Origin of the sequence: Dactylosporangium sp. CA-139114, from assembly GCF_050955725.1 — a bacterium.
Classification (GTDB): Bacteria; Actinomycetota; Actinomycetes; order Mycobacteriales; family Micromonosporaceae; genus Dactylosporangium.
Genome location: NZ_CP192080.1, coordinates 230304 through 249884, shown reverse-complemented (window position 1 = coordinate 249884; position 19581 = coordinate 230304). Strand labels below are relative to the sequence as shown.

18 protein-coding genes are annotated in these 19581 nt (G+C 71.8%); 5 read left to right on the top strand and 13 right to left on the bottom strand.

Annotated elements, in window-relative coordinates; genetic code table 11:
- Positions 1-346: 346 nt before the first annotated feature.
- Together ACQP2P_RS01170 and ACQP2P_RS01165 are read right to left on the bottom strand one after the other, a co-directional pair.
- Entirely contained in the window at positions 347-823 is a 477-nt protein-coding gene (locus ACQP2P_RS01170) for an ATP-binding protein (RefSeq protein WP_433612381.1), read from the bottom strand.
- Between the two features lie 4 nt (positions 824-827).
- On the bottom strand, positions 828-1190 hold the full coding sequence (locus ACQP2P_RS01165) for an STAS domain-containing protein (protein ID WP_433612379.1): 363 nt from the start codon (positions 1188-1190) through the stop codon (positions 828-830).
- 152 nt (positions 1191-1342) lie between these two features.
- Here ACQP2P_RS01165 and ACQP2P_RS01160 point away from each other — a divergent pair, with 152 nt between their 5' ends.
- Complete coding sequence (locus ACQP2P_RS01160) at positions 1343-3541, top strand: DEAD/DEAH box helicase (RefSeq protein WP_433612377.1); 2199 nt, start codon at positions 1343-1345, stop codon at positions 3539-3541.
- A gap of 240 nt (positions 3542-3781) precedes the next feature.
- Here the strand turns inward: ACQP2P_RS01160 and ACQP2P_RS01155 are convergent, their stop codons facing one another.
- From ACQP2P_RS01155 to ssd, 7 genes are all read right to left on the bottom strand, one after another.
- Positions 3782-4165 (bottom strand): Rv3654c family TadE-like protein, encoded by a 384-nt coding sequence (locus ACQP2P_RS01155; RefSeq protein ID WP_433612375.1) that lies wholly within the window; start codon positions 4163-4165, stop codon positions 3782-3784.
- Positions 4166-4239: 74 nt separating this feature from the next.
- Positions 4240-4530: a TadE family type IV pilus minor pilin gene (locus ACQP2P_RS01150; protein ID WP_433612373.1), complete on the bottom strand. Its 291-nt coding sequence runs from the start codon at positions 4528-4530 to the stop codon at positions 4240-4242.
- A gap of 200 nt (positions 4531-4730) precedes the next feature.
- On the bottom strand, positions 4731-4904 hold the full coding sequence (locus ACQP2P_RS01145) for a DUF4244 domain-containing protein (RefSeq protein WP_433612371.1): 174 nt from the start codon (positions 4902-4904) through the stop codon (positions 4731-4733).
- A gap of 94 nt (positions 4905-4998) precedes the next feature.
- A complete protein-coding gene (locus tag ACQP2P_RS01140; RefSeq protein WP_433612369.1) occupies positions 4999-5616 on the bottom strand; it encodes a type II secretion system F family protein in 618 nt (205 codons plus the stop codon).
- Positions 5617-5755: 139 nt separating this feature from the next.
- Entirely contained in the window at positions 5756-6595 is an 840-nt protein-coding gene (locus ACQP2P_RS01135) for a type II secretion system F family protein (protein ID WP_433612367.1), read from the bottom strand.
- Complete coding sequence (locus ACQP2P_RS01130) at positions 6592-7713, bottom strand: TadA family conjugal transfer-associated ATPase (protein WP_433618918.1); 1122 nt, start codon at positions 7711-7713, stop codon at positions 6592-6594. The genes ACQP2P_RS01135 and ACQP2P_RS01130 overlap by 4 nt, the downstream gene beginning before the upstream one ends.
- A gap of 20 nt (positions 7714-7733) precedes the next feature.
- A complete protein-coding gene (gene ssd / locus ACQP2P_RS01125; RefSeq protein WP_433612365.1) occupies positions 7734-8798 on the bottom strand; it encodes a septum site-determining protein Ssd in 1065 nt (354 codons plus the stop codon).
- A gap of 672 nt (positions 8799-9470) precedes the next feature.
- Between ssd and ACQP2P_RS01120 the strand changes: the two genes are divergently transcribed.
- Together ACQP2P_RS01120 and ACQP2P_RS01115 are read left to right on the top strand one after the other, a co-directional pair.
- On the top strand, positions 9471-10304 hold the full coding sequence (locus tag ACQP2P_RS01120; RefSeq protein ID WP_433618916.1) for an HAD family hydrolase: 834 nt from the start codon (positions 9471-9473) through the stop codon (positions 10302-10304).
- A gap of 324 nt (positions 10305-10628) precedes the next feature.
- A complete protein-coding gene (locus tag ACQP2P_RS01115; protein ID WP_433612363.1) occupies positions 10629-10916 on the top strand; it encodes a hypothetical protein in 288 nt (95 codons plus the stop codon).
- Positions 10917-10940: 24 nt separating this feature from the next.
- Here the strand turns inward: ACQP2P_RS01115 and ACQP2P_RS01110 are convergent, their stop codons facing one another.
- Complete coding sequence (locus tag ACQP2P_RS01110) at positions 10941-11678, bottom strand: oxidoreductase (RefSeq protein WP_433612361.1); 738 nt, start codon at positions 11676-11678, stop codon at positions 10941-10943.
- A 120-nt stretch (positions 11679-11798) separates the two neighbouring features.
- Between ACQP2P_RS01110 and acs the strand changes: the two genes are divergently transcribed.
- The gene (gene acs, locus ACQP2P_RS01105) at positions 11799-13763 is read left to right on the top strand and encodes an acetate--CoA ligase (RefSeq protein WP_433612359.1); all 1965 of its coding nucleotides are present in this window, start codon (positions 11799-11801) and stop codon (positions 13761-13763) included.
- Positions 13764-14121: 358 nt separating this feature from the next.
- Positions 14122-14748, top strand: a complete 627-nt coding sequence (locus ACQP2P_RS01100; protein ID WP_433612357.1) for a hypothetical protein — start codon at positions 14122-14124, stop codon at positions 14746-14748.
- Positions 14749-14798: 50 nt separating this feature from the next.
- On the opposite strand, the gene ACQP2P_RS01095 is transcribed toward ACQP2P_RS01100, so the two are convergent.
- The 3 genes from ACQP2P_RS01095 to ACQP2P_RS01085 form a co-directional block, all read right to left on the bottom strand.
- Complete coding sequence (locus ACQP2P_RS01095; RefSeq protein ID WP_433612355.1) at positions 14799-16169, bottom strand: DUF1501 domain-containing protein; 1371 nt, start codon at positions 16167-16169, stop codon at positions 14799-14801.
- Between the two features lie 22 nt (positions 16170-16191).
- Entirely contained in the window at positions 16192-18177 is a 1986-nt protein-coding gene (locus ACQP2P_RS01090) for a DUF1800 domain-containing protein (RefSeq protein WP_433612353.1), read from the bottom strand.
- A gap of 269 nt (positions 18178-18446) precedes the next feature.
- Positions 18447-19544 carry a C45 family autoproteolytic acyltransferase/hydolase gene (locus ACQP2P_RS01085; RefSeq protein WP_433612351.1) on the bottom strand — a complete coding sequence of 366 codons (1098 nt, stop codon included), beginning with the start codon at positions 19542-19544 and terminating at the stop codon, positions 18447-18449.
- Between the last annotated feature and the right edge of the window lie 37 nt (positions 19545-19581).

Here is a 19581-nt window from a genome sequence, read left to right as displayed (position 1 = left end):
TCGTTGTCCTCCTGTACCGACACATGACAGCGCCGCGAGCGGTCAGGCCGGCGGCGATTCTCCCCGCGGGGGGAGCGTGCTGAGCGCCCGAGGTACCCAATGACCAGGGACGTCATACACGATCGCCGTACTCTAGCCGGATCACGTGTCAGTGGTCACACCGACTTGCGTGTTTGGATAATCGCTCTTTGTCGATTTTCTCACGCCGACGCCTCCGCAGGCTCCGGCACCGGCGCATTTCACCCTGTACCAGCCGGTGGGCGGCACCTCCGCAGGCTCCGGCCCCGCCGCACTTCACCCTGTGCCAACCGGTGGGCGGCCACTCCGCTCCGCTCCGTACCGCCCACTAGTCGCTGGACCGCTCCAGAGGCCAGGACATACGGACCTCGGTGCCGACACCTTCGGATAATTCGGACACGTTCAGGTCGTCCACGAGGCCGGCCAGCAGGGCTAGCCCCATCCGGGCCGCGACCGCCTCCTCCGCCAGCAGATCCGGCGGGGTGGTCAGCGGCAGGGCGGGATCGGAGAGCAGCACGACGGCCTCGTCCTGCGGCGTGCGGTGCACCATCGCGCCGTTGGCCGCCCGGTCCACCACCCGCACGGTGAACCGGTCGCCGTCGGCCATCGCCACGTCGACCAGGTCGTCGAGGCGGTGGGAGCGGTGCAGCGCGACGGCCCGGGAGCACGCCTCGCCGATCGCCAGGCGGACCTCTTCGAGCAGCTCCTCGGCCACGCCGGCACGGCGCGCGACGGCCACCCCGACGAGGCGGGCGGTCCGGACGTGCGCCGGCGCGGGAGAGAAGGAGAGTCGTACCGTCGGCATGGACCTACGCCGGGGAGCCGGTGCCCGCGCCGCTCGCGGCGATCGCGGCATCGACGGTGTCGTACAGCTGGAAGACGCGGTCCAGGGCGGTGATGCGGAAGATCTTCAGCAGCCGCTCATGCGCGCAGACCAGCCCGAACGACCCGTTGACCGCGCGAAGCCGCTTGAGCGCGCCGACGAGCACGCCGAGCCCGGTCGAGTCGAGGAACTCCACCCGGCTCAGGTCGACCACCACGTGCCGGGCGCCCTGCTCCACGAGCTCGACGAGCTTCTCGCGCAGGCGAGGGGCGGTGTAGACGTCCACCTCACCGCCGACTTCGAGCACCTTGTGGTCGCCGGAGTCGTACGTCGACAACGACAGCTCCATGCGGACCTCCTCCTCTGGCGGCCAGAATGTGCGAGCCCTCCACGGGCATCTAACCATCGACGCGCCCGCTGGGCGACGCTCCACCCCCATTCCCATATCCGCCCGGCGTGTACCGTGATTCACCTTTCGAACAGGTGTTTTAGAGTGCTGACGTGCTGCTCCACACCGAAACGCTCCCGCGCCGCGCCGGCACCGTCGTCCCGTGGCCGGACTGGGTCCCGCCGGATCTCCGCGCGGCCTTCGGCTTCGAGCCCTGGCGGCACCAGGCGGAGGCGGCCACCGCGGCCTGGGAGGGCACCCACACGGTGGTCGCGACCGGCACCGGGTCCGGCAAGTCGCTGGCCTACCAGCTGCCCGCGCTCGCCCGGCTGCTCACGGATCCGCGGGCCACGGTGCTGTACGTCGCCCCGACCAAGGCCCTCGCCGCCGACCAGCTCCGCTCGCTGACCGAGCTCGGGATTCCCGGCCTCTATCCGGCCACGTACGACGGCGACACCTCCCGCGAGGAGCGCGACTGGGTCCGCCAGCACGCGCGGGTGGTCCTCACCAACCCCGACATGCTCCATCACGGCATCCTGCCCGGCCACGGAGCCTGGTCGCGGTTCCTGCGCGGGCTCGCCTACGTGGTGGTCGACGAGTGCCACGCGTACCGCGGCGTCTTCGGCTCCCACGTCGCACACGTCCTGCGCCGCCTGCGCCGGGTGGCGGCCCGCTACCGCAGCACTCCGGTATTCGTCCTCGCCTCGGCGACCTCGGGCGATCCCGCCGCGTCGGCGCTGCGCCTGACCGGGGTCCACTGCGAGCCCTTCGTCGACGACGCCTCCCCGCGCGGCGAGATCACCTTCCGCCTCTGGGAGCCGCCACTGCTGACCGACGACGGCCCCCGCCGCTCGTCGCTGAGCGAGACGGCCTCTCTGCTGGCCGACTCCGTGGCCCGGGGCACCCCCACCCTGGCGTTCGTCCGCTCCCGCAAGGGCGCCGAGCTCGTCGCCACCATGGCCCGGCACAACCTCGACCTCGCCGTCCCCGGCCTGGGCGCGCGGGTCGCCGCCTACCGCTCCGGCTACCTCCGCGAGGACCGCCGCGCCCTCGAACGCGACCTCCTCGACGGGCGCCTCCTGGGCCTGGCCTCCACGAACGCCCTGGAGCTCGGCGTCGACCTGACCGGCCTCGACGCGGTGCTCATGTGCGGCTACCCCGGCACGATGGCGTCGCTGTGGCAGCAGGCCGGGCGCGCCGGAAGAGCGGGAAGAGCCGCCAGCTGTACTCTCATCGCCCGCGACGATCCCCTGGACACCTACCTCGTCCATCACCCCGAGGCCCTCTTCGGCCGCCCGGTCGAGGCGACGGTCTTCGACCCGGCCAACCCGCACGTCCTGGCCCCCCAGCTCTGCTGCGCCGCCGCGGACATCCCCCTGACCGAGGCCGACGTCGACCTGTTCGGCCCGACCACCCGCGACCTCCTCGACGCCCTCGTCGCCGCCGGCATGCTGCGCAAGCGCCCCTCCGGCTGGTACTGGACCGAGCGCGACCGCCCCGACGTCGACCTGCGCGGCGCGGGCGGCGGCCCCATCGCCGTCGTCGAGTCCTCCACGGGTCGCCTGCTCGGCACCGTGGACACCGGCTCGGCCCACCAGCAGGTGCACGACGGCGCCGTGTACCTCCACCGCGGCGCCACCTATGTCGTCGACAAGCTCGACCTCGCCGACAACTGCGCCCTCGTCCACGCGGAGGACCCGGACTGGAGCACCCACCCGCGCGACGTGACCTCGATGGTGATCCTGTCCGTGCGCTCGACCCGGACCGCCGGGCCGATCACCCTCTCGCTGGGCGAGGTCGAGGTGACCAACCAGGTGGTGAGCTACCAGCGCCGCAAGCTCGTGTCGGGCGAGGTGATCGACACCGTGCAGCTCGACCTGCCGGAGCGAGTCCTGCGTACCGTCGCCGTCTGGTGGACCATCGACCCCGACGCCCTGGACGACGCCGGAATCCCCGGCGTGGAGTGGCCGGGCGCCCTGCACGCCGCGGAGCACGCGGCGATCGGCCTGCTGCCACTGATCGCGACGTGCGATCGCTGGGACATCGGCGGCCTGTCGACCGCGGCCCACGCGGACACCGGCCTGCCTACGATCTTCGTGTACGACGGCCACCCCGGCGGCGCCGGCTTCGCCGAACGAGCCTTCGAAACGGCCGCGACCTGGCTGCGAGCGACCCACGACGCGATCCGAGCATGCCGCTGCGAACACGGCTGCCCGTCGTGCGTGCAGTCCCCGAAGTGCGGCAACGGCAACAACCCCTTGAACAAACCCGAGGCCGCGCGCCTCCTGTCCCTGGTCCTGCAACACATCTGACGGCGCCCAGAGGCGCACGACCACCACGAGAGCACCGCACGACCACCACGAGCAGCGCACGATGTCCACCGCGAGCTGTGCGCCCGGTCGCGGCCCGCGACGAACCAGCTGCCCGCCGGTGGGCCGATGGGCACAAGCCACGATCGCGTGTCGATGGAGCCCGGATTCGCCAGTCCGGGCCCCTCGCCCAATTTCATCGTTCGCTCAACCGCACTCCGCTCTCCCGACCCTCCCGGCTCGTCATGCCGGCCCCTCGCGCGTGCCGCTGCGCCCCCGCCCCGACGGAATCACCCAAGGGCCTTGACCGTCCCCGTCCTGAGCAGGGCTTTGCTCACCCTGCTCTTGGAAATCACCCACCGGCCCGGCCCGCGCCCGGGCCCTGACCACGATCCCGCTCCGGACGCGTACCTCCACCGTCACCGTGACAATCGGCCCACCGACCTCACACTCCGCGAGCCGCCCTCCGTTCCCCGCGGCAATCCGCTCGGCCGCCGCGCAGGCCGCCCCCTTCCCACGGGCAGCCGTCAACGCCCCGGCCAGCGCCGCGAAGTCGGCCGCGTTCTGCGCCCGGTGCCGAGCCACGACGACTCCACCCCCGGCCAAGATCCCGAAGGCCAGCGCCACCAGCGCCAGCCCGACCCCGAGACAGATCAGCGACGCCGACCCGCGCTCCCGCGCACCTCTGCCCGGACCCCGGTTCACGGCCCGGCGGCGGCCCGCGGCTCGACCATCGCCGCCGCCGTCTGCTCGACGAAGAACCCGGCGAAGATCGGGCTGTTCACCTTCCGCCTTACGGTCACCCGCACGACATCGCCGTCATGCACGACGGCGACGACCTCGGTCCCCAAGCCCAGATCCGGCACGTTCTCCCCCCGAGCCACGGCCCGAGCCGCCATCCCCGCGCCGTCGATCACCGAGATCTTGTTGGTCAGCACCGTGAGCGAGACGACCCCGGTCATCAGGAGCAGCAGGATGACGGGGATCGTCATCGCCACCTCGAGCGCGGCGGACCCGCGCTCGCGATGCCCCCGATGACTGGCCGCCGCCGCACGTCTTCGCCGATGCCGCGCGCTCCTGCCCGTCTCCGGCGACGGCTTCGGTTCCGGGACGGTCTCGACCGGGAGCGTGACCGGCGTGACGGGTGCGAAGAACCCGCGCCACGGCGGAACGGCCGCCCTTCCCCGGGCCGTCACGCCGGGTCCTTCATGATCAGCTCGGTGAGGTGGACCCGCATCGCGTCGGAGTGGGCGATGCCGAGCAGCACCCCGACGATGATGATCCCGACGATGACCAACGCCGCGTATTCGATGGAGATCGCCCCGTCGTCCCGCCGAAGCCGGGCCAGGAAACGATCTTTTGCCACGTGCATGTCTCTCCTTCAGAAAAAGTTGGGACTTCTCGTTGTGTCACTGCAGGCGCGGCGGGGCAGCCCACGCAGCGCGGCGGGAACGGCACACTCACAGCGCGCCGAAGACGCCGTGGACGAACGCGGCGAGGAGGGGCACGATCCCGACGAGCACGAACGCGGGCACGAAGCACACCGCCACCGGCAGGACCGCGAACACCCCCGCGCGCCGCACCGAGGCGCCCGCGGCCGCCGCCCGGGCCACCCGCAGGTCGGAGGCCTGCCGGTCGAGCGTCCGCGTGAGCGCGAGCCCATGCTCCGCACTCCGGGTCGCGGCCCGAGCGAACCGCTCCCCGCCCGGCAGATCGGCCAGCTGCCCCCAGGCCTTCCCGGGTGACGCCCCGAGCCGTAGCGCCCGCCCGGCCCGGACGAGCCGCTCGCCGACCGGCCCGCCGAGCGCTTCCCCGACCGCGAGCGCGGCGCGATCGGGCGGCGCACCGGCCCGCAGCGCGGCCGCGAGCAGATCCGCCGCGAAGGGCAGATCGGACCGGGCGGTGGCCCGTTCCCGCCGCACATGAGCCGGCTCCGCGCGGCTGAGCATCACGAAGCACCCCGCGGCGACGACCGACCCGGCGACCAGCGCGCCGACGAGCCCGGCGCCTCCGCCGACGGCCGGCACCACCGCCGCTCCGGCCGCCAACGCGACCGGCCAGCGCATCCAGCCCCTCACGACCTCACCTCCACCCGGCCACCGACCAGGACGCCGATCCCGGGACCGCCGCCCGGCACGCGCGGCCCCATGAGCCGGCAGCCGAACGACACGGACACCCGCGAGCCGAGCGGAAGCCGCCAACGGATCCAGACCCCCATCAGCGGACCTCCGCCGTCGCCGCGCGGACCATCCGGCTCGTCCACAGCAGGCCCAGCCACTGCAGCCCGACCGCGGTCACCGCGCACGCGGCGCCCAGACGCGTGTGCAGGAGCTGCCGGACCGGGTCGACGCCGACCGACGCGCCCACCCAGAGGCCGAGCACCGGCAACGGGAGCAGCACCGCGGTCGAGGTCTGGGCCCCGGCCAGCTGTGCGGCCATGTCGGCCCGCAGAGCCTGCCCGGAGCGCAGGTCGGCCTCGACGCGTTCGAGCAGTTCGACGAGCGGGACGCCGAGGCTCTCGCTGAGCCGGTACGCGGCGCTGAGCCGAGCCCGGGCCACCTCCACCGCGGGCCGGTCCGAGCGCACCGGACCACCGGGCGCACCGGAGTCCGCGATCGGGGCGCCCGCCGAGGGAGCCGGGTCCGTGAGCAGAGCGTTCAGGTTCGAGCCGTCGGCCAGGGCTCCCGCCCGCAGGCCCTCCGCCGTCGCGTCCACCGCGTCGAGCAGGCTCGTCACGAGTCGCTCACCGTCGCGCCGCAGCAGGTGGCGGCGCACGGCGAGGAGGGCCATCAGGCAGTACGCCCCGGTGAGCACCGCCGCGACCGGCCCCTCCAACGCGAGGGCCCCGCCCGCGCCCACCAGCGGCACCGCCGAGCACACGCGTGCCGGCCGCCGCAGCAGCAGCCGCTCCAGCCGGAGCAACGCACCGGGGCGGCGCCGCGCCTGCCGGCTCACGCGCGCCAGGCGAGCGGCCGGCCCCCGGGCGCGCAGCCAGTAGGCGGCCCACCCCAGCACCAGCAGAGCCCCGGCCACCAGGGCCAGGTCGATGGCGGTCACGACCAGCCGTCCTCGGGTGTGTACTTCCAGCGCCCCTCCGTCTTCGGCGGCTCCACACCCCGAGCGGCCAGCAGCTCGGCGAGGTCGGCAGCGCCCGGCCCCGGCCCGGACCCGCGCCGCCAAGCGGTGATCACGACCGCGGTGTGACGGTCCGGGTGCCGCGAGAGCACGCAGATCTCGGTGAGCTCGCGACGGCCCGTGGCGGTGCGGTGCAGGTGCACGACGATCCGCAGCGCGGAGACGACCATCGCGTGCAGCGCCGCCCGCGGCACGCCGCCGAGCAGCCCCAGCGCCTCCAGCCGGGCCGGCACGTCGGCGGGCGAGTTGGCGTGCAGCGTGGCCGCGCCGCCCTCGTGCCCGGTGTTCAGGGCGCCGAGCAGGTCGATGATCTCCGCGCCGCGGCACTCGCCGACGATGAGGCGGTCGGGGCGCATCCGCAGGGCCTGGCGCACCAGGTCGCGCAGGGTCACCTGGCCGGCGCCCTCGACGTTGGCGACCCGGGCCTGCAGCGCTACCACGTGCGGGTGGGCCGGGCGCAGCTCCGCGGCGTCCTCGACGATCACGACGCGCTCGCCGAACGGGACGATCGACAGCAGCGAGGCGAGCACCGTGGTCTTGCCGGTGCCGGTGCCACCGGTCACGAGATACGGCAGCCGGGCCGCCACCACCGCCCGCAGCAGCCCCGCCGCGCCCGGGTCGAGCGTGCCGCAGCGCTCGAGCTCGTCGAGGGTGAACGCGCGCCGGCGGAAGGTACGCAGCGACAGGTACGGGCCGCGCAGCGCCACCGGCGGCAGGACCGCGTGCATGCGGGTCCCGTCGGGCAGGCGCACGTCCACGAACGGGCTCGCGTCGTCCAGCCGCCGGCCGGCGTTGGAGGCGAGGCGCTGGGCGAGCTTGCGCACGTAGGCCTCGTCGCCCATCGACCCGGCCACGCGCCGCAGGCCGCCCTCGCCGCGGTCGACCCAGATCTCGCCGCCGTTGACGAGCACGTCCGTCACGCTCGGGTCGGCCAGCAGGGTCGCGAGCGGGCCGGTGCCGGCCATCTCGTCGGCGAGCCGCCCCGCGATGGCGGGCAGGGCCGGGGGCGTCGCGAGGCGCGGGGTCGAGCCGGTCTTCACGCCGCCCTTGACGCCGGTCTTCACGCCGCCGCTCCCGCTTCGGGACTGACCGGGCCGAGGCCGACGCCGCCGAGGATGTGGCGGCAGAGCGCGACGAGCGAGCCGCGGCGGTCGTGCGCCGGGCCACCGCCGCGCTCGATGCGGCCGGGCAGCTCGCGCTCGGAGTGCAGGGCACCGGCGACGGGCAGCCGCAGCACGTCGCCGATCTGGCGGGGCCGCACCTGGCCCGGGTCCCGCACGACGACCTGGACGGCGTCGGTGTGCGGGGCAAGGGTCGCGGCGACGCGCGCGGCCGCCATGCAGGCCCGCATCTCGGCCGGCACGACGAGCAGCACGAGGTCGGCGGCCCGCAACGCCAGGGTCGCGGCGTCGTCGAGGCGCCGGGGCAGGTCGGCCACCACGAGGTCGTGGCCGCGGCCGCCGGCGTCGAGCGCGCTGGCCATGGCCGCGGGCGGGAGCCCGCCGGCGGTGTCCGGGTCGCGGCCGCAGGACAGCAGCGCCACGCCCTCCCGGCTGGGCAGGGCGGTGAGCAGGTCGGCGGGGTCGGCGGCGTCGTCGAGTGCGGGCCAGCGCAGGCCCTTGAGCTTCTCCCAGCCGAGCGCGAGGTCGGCGCCGCCGCCGAGCGGGTCGGCGTCCACGAGCAGGGTCCTCAGTCCGGCGCGACCGGCGGTGAGCGCGAGCCCGGCGGCAAGGACGGTCGCGCCGGCGCCGCCCCGGCCGCCGATGCACGCCAGCACCCGCCCGCGGACGGCGGTGGCGACGCGGCGGAGCTCGCGCAGGAGGTACGACTCCCCGTCCGGAAGCGTCACGATCCGCTCGGCGCCGAGGTATTCGGCAAGACCCACGACCCGTTCCATCCCACGGCTGCGGGTCAGCAGCATCACCCCCGCGCGCTCGGGCAGCCCGGCGCGCACGAGTGCGGGAGCGGCCTCGTCGCCGACGAGCACGAGCGGTGCGGAGCGATATCGGCGCCGGGCGACGTCGGGGCCGGGCGCCACGTCGAGCTCGAGCGCGTGCCGGTTGGCGAGGTCGACGAGCTGGTCGAGCAGCACGGGGTCGTCGGAGACGAGCAGTGGTCGGTGCACGGAGGGCTCCACGGTCGTGAGCGGTACGGCTGACTACGCTCACCCTGGACCCCTCGGGCCGTCGCCCGCTCGACGCCGGGGCCGAACCTGTGGATAACCGGCCGCTTGTGGACAACGCCGTCCGGCGCTGTCGATCTGCTATGGGAATGCCTACAAATCCGGACAGGATGGACGCGGTCTCGTACGGGTGCCGAATCGAAAACACGAAACCGTGAACGCGCAACAAAGCACTCGCCGTCAATACGGGCCAACCGCCGCGAATGTCCGCAGCCGCCGCCCAAAAGGCCATGTGGCCGAAATCCGGCAACCCGCACGAAGCGCGAAAGCGCCTGAGAAGGGGACGACCCCCGCCGGGGGGTGACGGGGGTCGCCGGGGGTTCGGCTCCGGGGGGGTCGAGCCGAACCCGCTCAGCGGTTACGGGGGGTGCAACCGCCGAGGGTCAATAACGGGGCTCCGCCATGATGACGTGAAACCTCGTCGCAAACATAAGCATGCCTGAGTCGACCGCCATACGTCGAGTAGCACCGGCCCGCAACACGCCCAGGACACCAATCAATATTTCACTGGGCGGTAACTCAGGCGGGACCGCACGCGACCCAGCGTGATCCAGTCGGCCCTTGGACTGGCTTTGGCCAAGTCCGGACACCGCGGACGGCCTCGCGACGCTACACTTGCCCGCCGTGGGGCGTAGCGCCGCGTTTTTCGATCTGGACAAAACGGTGATCGCCAAGTCGAGTGCCTTGGCCTTCGGTCGACCGTTCTATCGCGACGGGCTGATCAGCCGCCGCGATGTCATCAAAGGCGCCTACGCACAACTGATTTTCCGCGTCGGCGGCGGCTCCGACGAACAGACCATGGCTCGCACCAGGGACTATCTCGCGGCGCTGGTCAAAGGCTGGCGCGCCGAGCAGGTCCGTCAGATCGTGCGGGAAACACTCGATGAGTTGATCAATCCGTATATCTACGCCGAGGCCGCGCTGTTGATCGAGGAACACCGCGCCGCGGGCCGCGACGTGGTGCTCGTGTCCACCTCCGGGGACGAGATGGTCCGGCCGATCGGCGAGCAGCTCGGCATCACCGACATCATCGCGACGCGCATGAACGTCGGCGAGGACGGCTGCTACACGGGAGAGATCGACTTCTACGCGGCGGGCCCGAACAAGGTCGTCGCGGTCAAGGAGCTCGCCACCGAGCGCGACTACGACCTGGCGTCCTGCTACGCCTACTCCGATTCGGTCACCGACGCCGGGCTGCTGAGCCTGGTCGGGCACCCCACCGCGGTCAACCCCGACCGGGGGCTGCGCCGGATCGCGGTCGAGCGCGGCTGGCCGATGCTCGACTTCCGCCACCCGATCCCGCTGAGCCGGCGCCTGCGCGAGCGGCCCGCCGTGCCGGTCGCGGCGGCCGCGATCGGGCTGGGCGCGGTCGTGGCGATCGCGCTGGCGCTGTACAACAAGCATCGCAAGACCCGGGCCGCCCAACTGGCCGCGGCGCCGACCTCCTGAGCCCCACCAGTCACATTCTGGCGCACGGGGGTTCCGATCGGACCGCACGCGGCGTAGAAAAGGAAGTGCGAGGTCAAGGCCTCGTGCACGGCCGCCGGGCACCCACGAGCGATCAGCCGCGGTAGGCGCGTTGCAGCGGATCCGCGAGGACCGCTGCCAACGAACTCAAGGTGCACGCATGGTAACCCGGTAGGACGTGTGTGGCGGCGCCTCCCAAACCGAGGCGCCGTCCACTGTGTCCGGGGAAAACGGGGCACACGAGATCGCGGACGCGATCTAGGCTGTCGCAGCCATACCCCCACTCCACCCCGGAGGTAACCCCCCATGAACGCTGCTCTTGGTGAGATCAGCGCGGGCCAGGAGCTGGCCTACATCGGCCTGCTCGGCGTCAGCGGCCTCATCTGCATCGCCATCGGCGCGATCGGCTTCGGCCTCAACTCGGTCGGTCAGCGCGTGCTCAACGTCGCGATCGGCGTGGCCTTCATCGGCTACGGGCTGTACCTGCTGGTCGGCAACCCCGAGTCGGTCTACATCATCTGGTACGTGTTCATCGTGCCGATCGTGCTGATCATCAACGTGGTCAAGGCGGCCCGGGCCCGCAGCAGCAACTGAGTGCCGGAAGGCCGCGGGGACCCCCTACCCTGCGGCCTTCTCGCACACGTCGAGCAACTCCTGCGCGGCGCGCTCGGTCGCCGCCGAGAAATGGCGCAGCCACGATCGAACGCCATCAGGTGTACCGGTGGCAAACGCGTTGGCCGACCCGACGTACTCGGGTTCGCGGCTGCGGTGCCCCACATCCATCGCGAGCAGTCCCCGCGGGTCCAGCCCTCCCGCCACCAGGGTCAGCCGGGCCGCGGCTCGGGCGACGACCCCGTTGGGCCCGGCGAAGGCCTTGAGCGCCAGCAGTTCCCCGTGTACCACCGCCGCCTGCAACAGCACCGGCGCGTTCGTGCCCCCGGCGACCAGCGCGGCCAGCGCGTCCAGGCGCGGCACGACGTTCGGGTCGGCCGGCCGGCCCAGCTCACCGGCGGTCACCACGTCCCGCGCGACGAGCGTGTGCAGCTTGGCCAGCACCTGCCGCGGCGCCTTCGTCCACGTCCCCGACAGCCCGTCCAGCGCGGCCGTGGCCCGCAGCGCGCCCTGCACGACGGGGTCGGTGACCACGCCCGCACGCACGCCCTCCAGATCGAAGCCGTGGGTGTCGAGCGCGGCGCTGGCGACGGAGGTGCGCAGGGCGATCTCGGCCGCGACGGGGCCGCCCGAGCGGCGCAGCGCCCGGTGGCGCATGGCGGCATCGACCGCCGCGCGAGCCTGATCGAGCGCGGGGCGGACGTCGGCGAGATCCAGCAGCGGGGCGAGGGGATCGGACGGCACCCGTTGACGGTACAGTCCCGCTACTGTGAACAAAGTTTAGAGAAGAGGCGCCTTCTTTTCTGTCACACCCCCCAACTAGCCTCAGTGCGAGAGCTGGACCACATCGAGGAGCCATCTGCGATGAGCGAGACCTTGGAAAACCTTCTCAACGAGACACGGCAGTTCCCGCCGCCTGCCGAGTTCGCCGCCGCCGCCAACCTCACCGAAGGCGCCTACGCCGAGGCCCGGGCGGACCGTCTCGCGTTCTGGGAGCAGCAGGCGCACCGGCTGAGCTGGGCCAAGGAGTGGGACCAGGTGCTGGACTGGTCCAACCCGCCGTTCGCGAAGTGGTTCGTGGGCGGGCAGCTCAACGTGGCCTACAACTGCCTCGACCGCCACATCGAGGCCGGCCGCGGCGACAAGGTCGCCATCCACTTCGAGGGCGAGCCGGGCGACACCCGCACGATCACCTACTCCGACCTGCACCGCTCGGTCTGCCAGGCCGCCAACGCGCTCACCGACCTCGGCGTCGTGGCCGGCGACCGGGTCGCGATCTACCTGCCGATGATCCCCGAGGCCGCGGTCGCGATGCTGGCCTGCGCGCGCATCGGCGCCACGCACTCGGTCGTCTTCGGCGGCTTCTCGGCCGACTCGCTCAGCGGCCGCATCAACGACGCCAGCGCCAAGCTGGTCATCACCGCCGACGGCGGCTTCCGCCGCGGCAAGCCCAGCGGTCTCAAGAGCATCGTCGACGAGGCCGTGGTCAACACGCCGAGCGTCGAGAAGGTCGTCGTGGTCCGGCGCACCGGCCAGGACGTCGAGTGGGACGCCGAGCGCGACCTGTGGTGGCACGAGACGGTGGAGACCGCCTCCCCCGAGCACGCCGCGCAGCCGTTCGACGCCGAGCACCCGCTCTTCATCCTCTACACCTCGGGCACCACGGCCAAGCCCAAGGGCATCCTGCACACGTCGGGCGGCTACCTCACCCAGGCCAGCTTCACGCACCACGCCGTGTTCGACCTCAAGCCCGACAGCGACGTCTACTGGTGCACCGCCGACATCGGCTGGGTCACCGGGCACAGCTACATCGTCTACGGGCCGCTGTCCAACGGCGCCACCCAGGTCATGTACGAGGGAACGCCCGACACCCCGCACCGCGGCCGGTTCTGGGAGATCGTGCAGAAATACGGCGTGACGATCCTCTACACCGCGCCGACCGCGATCCGCACCTTCATGAAGTGGGGCGACGACATCCCCAAGCAGTTCGACCTGTCGTCGCTGCGCCTGCTGGGCTCGGTCGGGGAGCCGATCAACCCCGAGGCCTGGATGTGGTATCGCGAGAACATCGGCGGCGAGCGCTGCCCGATCGTGGACACGTGGTGGCAGACCGAGACCGGCGCCATCATGATCTCGCCGCTGCCCGGCGTGACGGCGGCCAAGCCCGGATCGGCCATGCGGCCCCTGCCCGGCATCTCCGCCGACGTGGTCGACGACCAGGCCAACTCGGTGCCCAACGGCGGCGGCGGTTACCTCGTGCTCCGCGAGCCGTGGCCCTCGATGCTCCGCACGATCTGGGGCGACGACGAGCGGTTCAAGGAGACCTACTGGTCGCGCTTCGACGGCATGTACTTCGCCGGCGACGGCGCCAAGAAGGACAGCGACGGCGACCTGTGGCTGCTGGGCCGGGTCGACGACGTCATGCTCGTCTCGGGCCACAACATCTCCACCACCGAGGTCGAGTCGGCGCTGGTCAGCCACCCGAAGGTGGCCGAGGCGGCAGTCGTGGGCGCGACCGACCCGACCACGGGCCAGGCGATCGTCGCGTTCACCATCCCGCGCGGCGGCGTCGAGACCGAGGGCGAGGCGGGCGAGGCCCTGATCCAGGAGCTGCGCAACCACGTCGCGAAGACCCTCGGCCCGATCGCGAAGCCCCGCCAGATCATGCTCGTCGCGGAGCTGCCGAAGACCCGCTCGGGCAAGATCATGCGCCGCCTGCTGCGCGACGTCGCCGAGAACCGCAGCCTCGGCGACGTGACCACGCTGCAGGACTCGACGGTCATGGACCTCATCGCGTCGGGCATGCAGTCCGGCAAGAGCGAGGACTGACGCTTACGCGCTGACACGGCCGCCGGATTCGGGACGCACAAACGCTTTCGAGTCCGGCGGCCGGCGCCCCCGCACAAAGACGCCCACCAAAAGCACCGGGCACGAGCGCATCGACGCCGACGCGCTCGGCGATCAGGCCAACGCCGGCGCCGCACCCGCGCCCGGCCCGAAAACAGCAGCCGGCGAACCACAGCCCCGCCCCGCCCCGCGCCAAGGTCGCCGCCTCCGACGCGCACCACGGCCACCCCACAGCCGCCGCCGGACTGCCGCATCCTTCGCGCAGCCGCCGCTGGACTACCGCCTCCGACGCACACCACGCACGTCGCGCACCGCGGCGGCGCCGCTAGGGTGGTCGGTCATGGCACGCAAACGTGGCAAGCGGGGGCAGTACCAGCCGGGCGATGAGTATTTCCTGCCGCAGACCGACGCCGAGCGGCGCGCACACGCCGATGCTCTCACCGCGGTGCATGCCGGGCACCGCTGCGCCGAACGCGCCGAGAACCTCTGCCATGCCGGCGAGCACTACGCCATGCTCGGCGAGCACGACCGGGCCGAGGAAGTGTTCCGCGAGGCGCTCGGCATCGAGGACGCCGAGCCTGGCAGCACCCAGGCCGTATACGCCTCGTTCCTGCTCGACCGGAGCCGCGACGACGAGGCCCTCGCGTTGATCGCCACGGTCCGGCGCCTGCATCCGGAGAGCCTCGACGTGTACGTCATGATCGGCGAGGCCCTCGAGACCCACGGCTACCCGCAGCAGGCCGCCCGCTGGTTCACCGCCGGCCTCGTCAGCCGGCTGGGGCACCTCGCCGACCTGCAGGGCAGCGACCTGCACAACGACTTCGGCGTCTTGATGCTCGCCAATGGGCGGTTCCGGGTGCGCCAGGCGCTGGAACTGCCGCCCGACCACATCGACTCCCTGGTCCAGCAGGAGCGGCAGGCCACTGAGGCTCTCGCCGAATCGGCCGGAGAGCCGGGACGGACGTAAAGAGGGGCGGCCCCCGGGACCGGGGCCGCCCCTGGAACGCGTAGGTGGAGCTACGCGTAGATCTTCACTGGAGTGTAGGTCTGCCGCGGGAAGATCTGGCCGATCTCCGCATCCGTCAGCCCGAAGCGGCCCTGCGCGACGGAGCCGAACACCGAGAACATGTTGTTCATCTCGGGCACGTCGCCGTTGACGAGGGTGTCGAGGCCGTTCCAGGCGCCCAGCACCTTGCCCGCGAGCTTCTTGCCCGACAGCACGATCACGCCGCCGCCGTGGCCGTGGTCGCTGCCGCCGCCGTTCTCGGCGACGCGCCGGCCGAACTCGCTGGAGACCATCACGGTGACGTTGGCGGCGAGGTCGGCGCCGAGGTCGTCGAAGAACGCCGCCATGCCGGCCCCGAGCTCGCCGAAGTGCTGGGCGAGGTAGCCGCCCCGGGTGCCCTGGTTCTCGTGGGTGTCCCAGCCGCCCATGCCGATCGTGGCGATGCGCACGTTGGCGCCGCCCTTGATGAGCTGGGCGAGCTCCTTGAAGGCGTTGCCGACGCCGGTGTACTTCGCGTTGTTCGCCGGCGTGTAGCCCTCCTGCGCCAGCTTGCTCGCGAGCGTGAGCGCGTCGATGCCGGCCTTGACCGGGGTCGCGATCGGGTGGTCGACGCCCGTGAAGAGCGTCTTGATCGCGTCGACGGTCGGCTGCCGGAACTTGCCGTCGCCGTTGACGTTCAGCGACGCCACGCTGTTGAGGGCCAGGGCGCCACCGCCGCCGACGAGCGAGCGGGGCAGCGTCGAGCCGATGCCGACGGCGCGGAATGCGGTACCGGGGCCGAGCTTGTCGGCCAGGTTCGTCAGCCAGCCCATGCCGCCCGTCTCGGCCGGGAGCCCGCCGAGCTGGCAGGTGTCCGTGGCCGCGAAGTGGCTGCGGTCGAGCCGGCGGTCACTGACGCCGGGGATGAACGCGAGCTGGCCGGCGTCGAGGTATTTCTTCAGCGGCGCGAACGACTCGTTGAGCCCGAACCCGCGGTCGAGCGCGATCGAAGTGCTCTCCGGCAGCGTGAAGCTCGGCCGGACCCGGTTCAGGGTGGCGTCGTTCATCGGCGCGAAGAGCGAGAGCGCGTCGGCCCCGCCGTAGAGGAACACGTGGATGAGCGTGCCCGTCGGCGTGGCCGCGAACGAGGCCTGCGTGGTGAGGAACTGGCTCGTCGCCAGGGCCGTGGTGGTGGCCGCGGCGCCGACGAAGAACCGGCGGCGGGTGACGCCCCGGCCGTCCTCCTGCTCGTCCTCCTGGCGGGACAGCTCGAGGTACCGGTCGCGCGTGCTCTTCTGCTCTTCCTTCACCACCTCGGCCTCGGCCCGCAGGGCGGCCTCGAAGCGGTTGGGACCGAGCCGCAGCAGGTCCGGGACCTCCGGGTGGAGCAACTTCTTCCGCACTGGCTTCTCCATGGTGTGCCGCCTACCGGAGGTGGTGGTGGGGAGTGGCGAAGATCGCGCGCACGACCGCCGCGATGCCGCCGTTGAACGTGGCGTCCACCGGGGTGGAGGCGGTCATCGTCGGGCTCACGATGTGCAGGATCGCGGTCTTGCGGTCGTTGTCGAGCGTCACGTTGATGAGCTTCTTGGTGAGCGCGTCGAGGTATGCGCCCGCGGTGCCCGGCGGGTTGGCGATGAGCGCCTCGGGCTTGGTCCACGTGAACTGGCGCCGGCCGCCGGTGATCGCGGTGTACGCGTCGTTCCACTGGTTGACCATGGTGCCGGCCGAGGTCCAGGCGACGTACACGTCGGCGTACCCGTTCGGCGTGGGCAGCTCCATCGGCGCGTGGCCGAACTCCTCGAGCTTGCGCATGATGTCGCCGAGGCCCTGGACCATCGGGCTCATGTTCGTGTTGTTCGAGGTGAAGCCGGCCGGGGCGTCCGCGCCGATCTCGAGGGCCCGGTAGGTGGCGGTCAGGTACTCGCCCGGCCGGCGCACCTTCTGCCCGACGGACTCCCAGAACTCCGTGCGCGACAGCATGGTCATCAGTACCGCCGACATGTTGCTCTTCTTGTCGAGGTACGTCTTGGCCATCGCGTCGACGAGGGTCTTCGGCGGGACGTCGGACACGAATCGCGTCGCGAGGTTCTGCGCCATGTACTGCGCCGTGTTCGGGTGCAGCGCGATGTACCGGAAGTACGCCTCCTGCACCGCCTCGCCCGCCTTGGCGTCGCCGTTCGGGTGCGTGAAGCCCATGATCTTCACGGGGCCGACGTAGTGCTGCTCGGGCCGGTACACGTACTGGTTGTCCCGGACCGAGCGCCCGGTCTGCAGCATGGCGGCCTGGCGCACGTCGGTCTCGTTGTAGCCGTTGAACGCCCCGACGGTGTACAGCTCGAGGTTCTCGCGGGCCAGGTTCTCGTTGACCTGGTCCTTGGTCGACTGCTGCTGGTCGAGGTAGATCAGCAGCGCCGGGTGCTTGTTCGCGGCGACGAACATGTCGACGTAGTTGCCGAGCGCATACTTGCGGATCACGTCGCGGTCGAAGGACGCGCGGGTCAGCTCGTTGCCGTCGTGGAAGGCCGCGACGTGCAGGAAGTCCTGGAAGAAGTCGACCATCATCTCGAAGAGCTGGCGGTCGCTGAAGAGCTGCTTGGCGATGGCGTACCGGACGTTCTGGTCATCCGCGTGGATGCCCTTCTTGTCCAGGTCGTCGCGCTGGGCCTTGAGCTGGTCGTACGACATCGCGTAGGTGACGAGCTCGGCGTCGGCCTTCTGCTCGCCCCGGGTCAGCGGGATCGTCTCGGGCTTGAGCTGCTTGTCGATCCAGCCGTTGATGCCCAGCCTGTTGATGTCGCTGATGACCTTCGCGTTCGGCCCGAACGTGAGCCGGCTGGCCAGGTGGCGGACCGGGTCCTTCTTCGGCAGCACGGTGTTCGCCTTGACCACGGCGGCCTTGGCGGCGTCGCCCGGGGTGCCGAACGAGGCGCCGGACGTGGGCGTGTTCTTGCGGATGCCCAGCCCCGCCTCGCCGTTCATGAGGCTCTGGTTCTGGTCGACGTACGCCGGGACGGTGTTGTCCACCGGGGCGTCGGCCGCGGCCGGGTCGGTGCCCGGGTGCGCGCCGTTGCCGAAGAACTGCGTCACCGCGTACGCGCCGCCGCCGATCAGCGCGGCCGCGCCGCCGCCGATCGCGATCATCGCGGAGCGCCGGCGCCAGTTCGACGGCTCGTCGTCGTAGTCCGCCTCGTCGTCGATGTCCGGCAGGGCCTCGCGGCCGCGGGGCATCGCGTTCGGGTCGTAGAAGTGCGGCCCGGAGCCGCCGCGGTCGGCGGGCATCGAGCCGGGCCCGCGCGGCCCGGCGGAGCGGGGGTCGCCGTAGCCCGGCCGGCCGTAGCGACCGGTCTGGTCCTCGTAGCCCGACTCGTAGTACGAGTCGTCGGCGTACGGGTCGTAACGCTCGTTCATCTACCGGTCCCGATCAGACGAATGGGGGCGCGCATTTGTCGATCGGAAGGTAGTAGCTGCTCAGATGCCGTACAACCCGTGCTTGAAGCGCACTGAACAGGACTTAAGACAAGCGCGGTAACCCAAGGTCACCAGCACTGTGGCAACACCCTTGAATACGCTCCTGAGCTGCTGAAACACTTGTAACAACGGGGCGGTTGAGGAACGGTTTACACAGGTACATTTAAGGTGTCGTTGCAAGTCGCCGAATGCCCGGTTCGATGTCCGATTCAGACCGATTCGCCCATGCGAATGTGTCGGTACTCCACCCCGGCGCACGTCGGCCCGTGGGCGATCGACATACGCCGTTCGTCGAGGTCGAGCACGAGCGCGAACAGCGACTCGGTCCGGTCCGCCGCGGCGGCGTCCGGTTCGTCGTGGCGGCAGATGGACTGCGGGAACCCGCCGTGGTCGCGCAGCACCGCCTTGATCCGGTCCTCGCCGATGAGCCCGTCCCCGAGCAGGCGGCGCGCCCGGGCCGAGCGGAAGAACGAGGAGCTGCCGATGTACTTGAGCGTGTCGACGGCACTCAGCGCGCTCTCGAAGTGGTTCGCGTGCGTGATCACGCCGTCGGACGGGTGCACGAATCCCACGTCGCCGGGGGCGACCTCGACGTCGATCGCCTCGCCCGGCGTGTCCTCGGCGAAGGCCTGGCCCATGAGCAGGTTGATGCTCGCGCCGCGCGGGACGGCACACACGGCCCTGAGCGCGGCGCCCAGGTGCGGGGCGTCGAGGGCCGCGCGGAGCAGGACGTGGTACGGCACGCCGCCGTCGCGCCTGTCGTGCTCGGAGCCGAGCATGTTGACGCAGACGCCGAGCCCAGCATCGTTGAGCCCGGCCTTGGCGAGCATGCCGGCCTCGGTGAGCGCGAGCACGCGGCGGCCGAGCTCGTCGGTCGTGTCGAGCAGCAGCGCGTAGGGGCGCTGGTCGGGGTGCCAGTCCCAGTTCTGCGCGAGCAGCGTGTGCCCGCTGGCGGTGCGCTGGCCGAGCACGGCGATCGCGGTGCACTCGCTCGGCTCGGCGCCGGGGTTGGCGCTGTACATCAGCTCCGTGCGGCCGTTGAGGGCGTAGATCTCGTCGACATCCACCCGGGCGCCCTCGGCCACGCCGTCGAGCATCTCGGCCACGCGCGGTGCGTGACGGTGGGCCGCGTCGCGAAACAGCGCTCCGTAACCGCGGGCCTGCTCGACGTCGATGCCGACCGCGGCGAAGCGGGCCAGGTAGTTCGCGGTGTTCGCGGCAATGGCGTGCGCCGCGACCGAACCGTACGTGATACCGCACTTACGGGGAGTGCCAGTGGCGGAGATCAACGGCAACGGCGGGTGCATGGGCTGAACGCTAGCCGGTCGCCTGGCGTGATTTCGA